Origin of the sequence: Longimicrobium sp. (assembly GCF_036280135.1) — a bacterium.
In the GTDB taxonomy this organism is placed as follows: domain Bacteria; phylum Gemmatimonadota; class Gemmatimonadetes; order Longimicrobiales; family Longimicrobiaceae; genus Longimicrobium.
Genome location: NZ_DASURI010000576.1, coordinates 1 through 7,242 on the forward strand (window position 1 = coordinate 1; position 7,242 = coordinate 7,242).

At 70.1% G+C, this 7,242-nt stretch carries 7 protein-coding genes; 4 read left to right on the forward strand and 3 right to left on the reverse strand.

Features of this window, described 5'->3' with window-relative positions:
* Nucleotides 1–1,383, reverse strand: a 1,383-nt coding sequence (locus tag VFZ20_RS18495; RefSeq protein WP_329685407.1) for a dynamin family protein, incomplete at its 3' end; no start/stop codon positions are given.
* 190 nt (nt 1,384–1,573) lie between these two features.
* Between VFZ20_RS18495 and VFZ20_RS18500 the strand changes: the two genes are divergently transcribed.
* From VFZ20_RS18500 to VFZ20_RS18510, 3 genes are all read left to right on the forward strand, one after another.
* The gene (locus VFZ20_RS18500; RefSeq protein WP_329685408.1) at nt 1,574–2,080 is read left to right on the forward strand and encodes a hypothetical protein; all 507 of its coding nucleotides are present in this window, start codon (nt 1,574–1,576) and stop codon (nt 2,078–2,080) included.
* Nucleotides 2,077–2,655, forward strand: coding sequence for a hypothetical protein (locus tag VFZ20_RS18505; protein WP_329685409.1), 579 nt, complete (start codon nt 2,077–2,079; stop codon nt 2,653–2,655). The genes VFZ20_RS18500 and VFZ20_RS18505 overlap by 4 nt, the downstream gene beginning before the upstream one ends.
* 167 nt (nt 2,656–2,822) lie before the next feature.
* Nucleotides 2,823–3,314 carry a hypothetical protein gene (locus VFZ20_RS18510; protein WP_329685410.1) on the forward strand — a complete coding sequence of 164 codons (492 nt, stop codon included), beginning with the start codon at nt 2,823–2,825 and terminating at the stop codon, nt 3,312–3,314.
* A gap of 275 nt (nt 3,315–3,589) precedes the next feature.
* On the opposite strand, the gene VFZ20_RS18515 is transcribed toward VFZ20_RS18510, so the two are convergent.
* Nucleotides 3,590–3,955 carry a YciI family protein gene (locus VFZ20_RS18515; protein WP_329685411.1) on the reverse strand — a complete coding sequence of 122 codons (366 nt, stop codon included), beginning with the start codon at nt 3,953–3,955 and terminating at the stop codon, nt 3,590–3,592.
* Between the two features lie 138 nt (nt 3,956–4,093).
* Between VFZ20_RS18515 and VFZ20_RS18520 the strand changes: the two genes are divergently transcribed.
* Nucleotides 4,094–5,281 (forward strand): hypothetical protein, encoded by a 1,188-nt coding sequence (locus VFZ20_RS18520; protein ID WP_329685412.1) that lies wholly within the window; start codon nt 4,094–4,096, stop codon nt 5,279–5,281.
* Nucleotides 5,282–5,697: 416 nt separating this feature from the next.
* Here VFZ20_RS18520 and VFZ20_RS18525 read toward each other — a convergent pair whose 3' ends face one another.
* Nucleotides 5,698–7,011 (reverse strand): DUF1343 domain-containing protein, encoded by a 1,314-nt coding sequence (locus VFZ20_RS18525; RefSeq protein WP_329685413.1) that lies wholly within the window; start codon nt 7,009–7,011, stop codon nt 5,698–5,700.
* Nucleotides 7,012–7,242 lie beyond the last annotated feature (231 nt).

Here is a 7,242-nt window from a genome sequence, read left to right on the forward strand (position 1 = left end):
GGTCCCCGACGCGGCGCGCACCTCCTCGGCCAGCTTGCGGGCCTCGGCCTCGCGGTTGTAGGTGCCCAGGGCTTCGCGGCTCGTGCGGCCGATGGAATCCAGCAGCGCCTGCCGGTTGTAGTTGAACCCCTGCCCCACCTCGCCGATCATCCCCTCGCGGTGGCGGCTGATCTGCCGGCGCTCGATGTAGCCGCTGATGTCCTGCCACAGCTTGAGGTTGCGCTCCACGATCCAGTCGATCACGCGCCCCACCTCGTCGTCGATGAGCTGCGGCGTGTCGCCCACCACCACCCGCTCGAAGTCGCGGCGAACGTCGTCCGTCCGCATCAGCCGGCGGATGTTGCCAAAACGGATGGTCTCGTCGAAGAAGTTGAGCCCGCGGATCTCCATCTCGTTCAGCAGGGCGTCCAGCCGCCCCAGCCGCGGGCCAAAGTCCTTGAGCATCTCCTGGTGAAACGCCGCCAGCTGCTGGTCGATGTTCTGCAGCGTGGCCACGTCGTCCGACAGCAGCTTGAGCCGCTGGAACGCCGTCTCCTTGTACTTTGCCGCCAGCGTGAGCCCCACGTTGAGCGGGTTGAGCAGCTTGAGGCGAATGCGCTCGTGCTGGTCCAGCGTGTTGAGAAGAAAGTCGTCCACCTGCGCGAAGCCGCTGGCGCTCCACCCCGCCTCGTCGTTGGCGGCCCGGGCCTGCATGGCGCCCTTGGCAGAGACGGGGAACACGAGCGGCGCCTCGCCCAGCAGCGCCTGGCCGTTCTCGCCCACGAAGCGCAGCACCTCGGCGCGGTCGGTGTCGGCGGAAAGGATGTCGATCTTGTTGACGATAAAGACGATCTTCTTGCCCCAGGCGCGGATCTGCTCCAGGAACGTGCGCTCGCTCTCCGTGAACGGCCGGTCCGCGGAGGTCACGAAGAGCACGAGGTCGCTGCGGGGGACGAAGTCGCGGGTGAGCTCCTCGTGCTCGCGCAGCACGGCGTTGGTGCCCGGGGTGTCGACGATGCTCAGGTCGCGCAGCAGGGGCGCGGGGTGCGTGCGCTCCAGCAGGTAGGCCTCCACGAGCTCGTCCGTCACCTCCGGCCCCCACTTGAGGACGTTGATGCGGTCCGTGGTGGGCGTCACGCCCTCCGGCAGCACCTTTTCGCCCAGCAGCGCGTTGATGAAGCTGGACTTGCCGCTGTTGAACTCGCCGGCGATGACGAGCAGGAACAGGCCGGCCAGGGACTCGCGCGCCTGGTCAAAGTGGCGCACGTCGTCCGGATCGATGTCCGGCCCAAATCGCTGCAGGGCCGCCGCCAGCCGGTCCAGCAGCTCGCGTTCGCGGGCGCGCAGCTCCGCCTCGCGGTCGCCCAGGATGCTCTTGCGCCTGAACAGCTTGCCGATGGCCATCCGCCTCCCCCACGCCGTGCCCGGACGCGCGCCGGCCCCCCGGCCGGCGCCCCAGAAGTGCCCAACACTAGCAAAGGCGGGGCCGCGGCAGGACGGATCTGCTTCGGCAGCATCAAAGACTGGCTTTTCAGGCGTGTGGATCTATACTTCCGAACCCCTCGCACTTTCCGAAGCCCCGGGAAAACGACAGATGAGCTACGTCGACGGCAATGACGGACGCCTGTACAATCACGCCCTTGATGTGAGGGTGCTGGCGCATGATGTCGAATCACGGATCGACCTCATCCTGATGGGCGTGCAGCACCGCAGCCGGGATGACGCCCTGGCCACCATGGTTGGGTCGCTGCAGCACTGCCGGGACATCCTGCCGACCATTCCGGGCGGGGCCTTTCAGACCCCGAATATCGATGCGGTGCTCCAGAACATCGAGACGTATCGCAGCACCGGGCGCGAGAGTGCGTTGAAGATGGCGAAGCGGACGCTCCAGTCCCTGTCCAAGTGGGCCGACGAGCGGGCCGCGCGATCCGAGGCCGTGTCGGTGGACCGCCTGGTGCTCACGGTCGACCCCGGCTCCGCGCCTCCCGAGGAGATCGCCGACATCCTCTCCGACCTTTCCATCCTCTACCGCCGCATGGGCGGCAGCGGGATCAACTTCACGCCCCAGGATGTCCACATCTTCGCGGCGGTGGACGCGTGAACGGCTACGACGACCGCCAAGGCTCCGGGCTCGTCCAGTACCGCGGCATCCCCAACGAGCCGAACGCACCCGGCGAAAAGGGGAAGTGGCAGCGGTTTCTCGAATGGTCCATGCCCTGGCTCAGGCACAAGTGGGCGCTGGGCGAAGCCGTTGTGGCCGCCAAGGCAGCCCAGGAGGTCGCCAAGGCCCGCCAGATGATGGCGGAGGCACGGAAGGCGGAGCTCGAGACGCTGGACCTCGCGCGACGTATGGAAGCGGAAAAGCTGACTGTTCTTGCGTCCGTCCCCATGGAGCCAGAGGACCTCGAGACGGAGAAGCAGGCCCTGCTTGCGAAGCTGGAGATGCTCGGCTGGAAGCATGGGACGCGCATCGAATTCGACGTTCGCGCCAGCGACGCCGAAGATCCAGTGCCCGAAGCAGACGCATCAGCAACGCTGGCCGATGTTTCGGCGCAGGTCGGAGACTACGTTGCGCGGGAGGTCGATACACTTACGGTGAAGCTCAACGACCCCGCTCCCCGCAGCGCACCGGCTGACGACGTCGTCCCCCCGTACCTCCCTCCGGAGAAGTCCTAGGGACGCGCCACGTAGGAGGCAGTGGCCATCGGCCCGGACCGCCCGTGGCGTCGAACCGGACAGCCTGGCGGAGGCCGGAATCTTTGAGCCAATGACCGGTGTACAGCAGCTTGGATCGGGAACTGCCGATCCGTCTTCCTTGGTCCGCCCTGCTCGCCCGTTCGACCATGCGCATCCTCCGCCGATCCTCCGCCCTGATCGCGCTCCTGCTGGTCGCCGCGTGCGACGGCGGGGGAACGCTGCCCGCCACGGCCGGCGGCCCCGTCGTGGGCGAGTGGTCCGCGCCGACGGACGTGCCCCTGGTGAACCCGGTGGCGGACCGCGCGGAGTGGCGGCTGACGTACCGCGACGACGGCACCTACACGTCGCAGATCCTGTGGTTCGACGACGACCGGGGCGGCGACGTCGTCTACCGCTCCGAGGCCTCCGGCGAGTACCGCGTGGAGGCGGGCGCCCTGTCGCAGAACGTGCGGACGTGGCGCCACTGGAACGAAGCGCGCGGCACCTGGCAGAGCGAGTACGTGGCCTACCCCGACCAGTTCGGCCCGCCCGTCCCGTACGCCGTGGAAGGGAGCCGCCTGACGCTGTACTACAGCCACAGCTACAACGAGAACGGCGTCGACGGGGGTGCCTGGGAAGCCGTCTTCACCCGCCGCTGACGGGCGGATCGGCATCGGCGGATGGAGCAACGCGCGAAGGGCGCCTTCCTTACCTGGGAGGCGCCTTCGTGCATCGGCGAGATCGCATTGTCCGCCTCTCGCACGGACGCCACGCCCGCGCCGAGCGAATGAATTCGCCGCTGGAACTTCGCGAAGTCCGCCTGCGCGGACTGGTCCGTCGTCGGTACCGCGAGCGGAGCGCGGATCGAGAACAAGGAGCGAAGGGCGCCTTCCCGACAGGAGGGCGCCCTTTTTCGTCTGCGCGGAGATCGGATCTAGTCCCGGCCCTCGACCACCAGCGTGTGCACCGGGCGCACCTCGATGGTGGCGTGCGACGCGCTGGGGATGCGCGCGGCGATCTCCAGCGCCTCCTCCCGATCGCGCACCTCCAGCAGGTAGAAGCCCGCGATCACCTCCTTGGCCTCGGCGAACGGGCCGTCCGTGATCACCGCCCTGCCGCTTTTCAGCCGTACGCAGGCGGATTCGCGCGACGGCATCAGCGCCTCGGCCGCGACCAGGTGCCCGCTGCGGCGCAGCGCATCGTTGAAATCCAGGTGCGCCGCGTTCAAGCCGTTGAGCTCGTCCGTGGGGAGCGCCGCGAGCGTGTTCTCATCCCAGTGGATGTGGCAGACGTATCTCACGCGAGAACGGGGTTGAAGGAATCGGTCGAAATCCTCCGCGCCGGTCCGCCGCAGTGCGCGCGGCAGAACGCGTGCTGCGGGCGCGTTGGGTACAGGGGATGCGCAGGAACGGACGCCAATCTGCCGCCGCGAGATCAAATGTCCAGAGCCGCACGCCTGCTGTCGACGCTGACCGCCCTGCTCCTGGCCGCCGTGCCCGCCGCCGCGCAGGGCGGGCGAGCGCTGCGCGGCCACGTGGTGACGGCGGACGGCGCATCCGCGGGGGGGATGCGCGTCTACGTCCAGTGGCGCGCCGTGGGCGACTCCCTGCCGTCCGTCGACTCGGCGGACGTGGACTCCGCGGGCGAGTTTCGCGTGCCGCTCCCCGCGCGGCTGCCGGACTCGCTGACCGTCATCGTCGACGCGGCGGACCGCGCGCGGCGCACGCATCACCCGTCGCTGGCGCGCATCGCCCGGGCGGAGGCGGCGTGGGAGCACGGGTTCGTGCTGGCGCCGCGCGAGTGGCTCATCCCGCGCGGGTTCTTCGCGGGGCAGCGCGTGGCCGTGAGCCCGCTGCGGGCGCGGCGGCCGTCGTGCCCGGGGTGCACCAACGGGTTCTGGATCCGCATGGCCGGCACGCGCAACCCCACGGGGTTCCAGGGGTGGCCGCTGTCGCGCTTTCCGCTGCGGGTGGCGTTCGAGCGGGGCGGCAGCGTGCCCGTGGGCGCGGTGCCGGACTCGGCGGCGTTCTGGCGCGCGGCATCGGGCGTGGAGAGCGCGCTGGGGATGGACGTCTTTCGCCCCGTGCCGTTCGGGCAGACGCTGCCCCGGGGGCTGGAGGAGGACCCGGACGACATCGTGCTCGTGCGCGTGGACCGCGCGCTCAGCACGCCGGGGCTCACGACGATGGTGGGCAGCCGCGGCAACGTGGAGTACGCGGGCGTGGCCCTGCAGCGCGCCGGCGCGGTGCTGGCGATGGGCGGGATGGAGCTGGTGCAGCACGAGATGATGCACGCGCTGGGGCTGGGGCACACGTGCGCGTGGCCGTCCGTGCTGGCGGACACGCACCGCTGCCCCGACCTGCGGGCGCCCACGCTCACGCCCGAGGACGTGGCGTACACGCAGCTGCTTTACCGCGTGCGCGACCTGCAGCGCGACGGGTCGCTGCGCTGGGGGCTGGACGCGGCGGTGGAGGGGGAGCGGTGGATCACGCGGGAGCCGGCGGGCGTGGTCGCGGGGCCGGGATGGACGACGGCGGGGGATACGACGGCGGATGCGGATACTACGGTGCGAGCGGATACGACCTGGGCGAGGCGACCCCGCGCCATGCCCCCTCCGGGCTCGTAAAACTCGCCCACCTCGCCCAATCACCCCTGGGGGAGGTTCAACTTCATCGCGGGTTCAGGATCGTGCACGCTGGCGGAGCGTCTACCGCGCGCGGAGGGCCCCCTCCCCCCGACCCCCTGCCCCCGCTTCGCGGGGGAGGGGGAGAACCCAGCCCGTGCAGAGGCTGAGCTCCGCGCGCTGAACCATCTCTACGACAAACCCCTCCCCCGAAGTTGGGAGAGGGGTCGATCGCCCTTGCGAGGAACGAGCAAAAGGCCCTCTCCGCACGATCCTCACTCCGGCTGGGACTCGGCGCTCCGTCCCGGCCTCGCCTCGCCGTCTCGACTTCGCCCCGCTGCAGTGAGCTCGTAGACGTATACACCCTCTCCCGCGCAGTTTGCGGGAGAGGGTGCGAGCGACAGCGAGCGGGTGAGGGCCTACTCCGCCGGGTACAGGCGGTACTTGGCGATGGTCTGCTTCCAGGCGGCGTTCTCCGTCTCCCAGCGGCGATAGATCTCGCGCGGGTCGTCGCCGCGGCGCACGGCGGCGGGCGCCCAGGCGCTGCCCAGCATCTGCAGCATGGGGCCCATCCCCAGGTTGCGCGGGTGCATCTTCTGGATCTCCGACAGGAACACCAGCGCCGTCAGCACGGGCTGGTACGCGTCCCGGTCCGTGATCCGCAGCCGCACGGCCCGGCAGCGCTGGTTGCGGAACTGCATCCAGTCCGTGCCCCGGGGCGTGAACTCCGCCAGCTCGAACTCCACCCCCGGCAGGCCGTACCGCCGCACCCGCCGCAGCAGCTCCACGTTGTCCAGGTACGGCGCGCCGACGTAGCTGAACGGCGCGTCCGTCCCCCGCCCGATGCTCAGGTTCGTCGTCTCCAGCATCACCAGCCCGCTGAACGAAAGCGCCGCGTCCAGCGACCGGATGTTGGGCGACGGGTTGATCCACGGCAGATGGGTCTCGTCGAACCACTCGTCGCCACGCCAGCCCTGCGCCGGGATCACCGTGAGCCGCGTGCCCAGCCGGTACTCGCCGTTCACGTAGCGCGCGAGCTCGCCCGCCGTAAGCCCGTGGCGCAGCGGCACGGGATAGTGGCCGGTGATCAGCGGGCCGCGGTTGCGCATCTCGAACTGCATCAGCGGCCCTTCCACCTTGGCCGTCACGGGATTCGGCCGATCCAGGACGATGAAGGGGATTCCCGCCCTGGCCGCCTCCTCCATCGCCATCGTCATCGTCCATACGTAGGTGTACGGCCGCGCGCCGATGTCCTGCATGTCGAACAGCAGCACGTCGATGCCGCGCAGCATGGCCGGCGTGGGCCGCTGCGTGGCGCCATACAGCGAGTAGACGGTGAGCCCCGTACGGGCGTCGCGCTGCGTGGAGATGTGGGCGCCGCCGTCCACCGTGCCGCGGATACCGTGCTCCGGCCCGAACAGCGCCACCAGCCGCACGTCCGGGTGCTGGTGGAGGAGGTCGATGGCGCTGCGCCCGTCGTGCGTGACGGCCGTGTGGTTGGTGATGAGCCCCACCCGCTTGCCGCGCACCAGGTGCAGCGAGTCGCGCAGCAGCACCTCCAGCCCCGGCAGCACGTCGCTGGCCGGCCGGGGCGCGGGCGCGGCGGCGTGCGCCGGGGCGATGATCGTGAGCTCGCCGGACGGCGCGGGAACGTGGCGCGCGCGGGGCAGCGCGAGGGCCGCGCCGGCGATCACGCCGGCGGCCGCGATGCGAACGGGTACGGAGATGGGCATGGACTGCGTTGGACGATGGAGATTCGGCGGCCAGGATCCCGCCCCGGCTGAGACCCGAAGCGGACTTCGAAGTTCCGCTGTTCGACGCGGAAGATCAAGTGGGGGATGGAGATGGGTGAGATGGAGCGGAGGGCGGAGAGGATGAGCGGAGTCCGCGCGCGGGCGGAGCGCCCCCCATCCCCGACCCTTCCCCCATAAACGGCATGGGGGAAGGGAGAACTTCATCTCGGG

Excerpts from the sequence above, each read along its gene's own strand:
- VFZ20_RS18500 (WP_329685408.1), top strand. The coding sequence starts at position 1,574 with ATGAGCTACGTCGACGGCAATGACGGACGCCTGTACAATCACGCCCTT.
- VFZ20_RS18510 (WP_329685410.1), top strand. The coding sequence starts at position 2,823 with ATGCGCATCCTCCGCCGATCCTCCGCCCTGATCGCGCTCCTGCTGGTC.
- VFZ20_RS18520 (WP_329685412.1), top strand. The coding sequence starts at position 4,094 with ATGTCCAGAGCCGCACGCCTGCTGTCGACGCTGACCGCCCTGCTCCTG.
- VFZ20_RS18525 (WP_329685413.1), bottom strand. The coding sequence starts at position 7,011 with ATGCCCATCTCCGTACCCGTTCGCATCGCGGCCGCCGGCGTGATCGCC.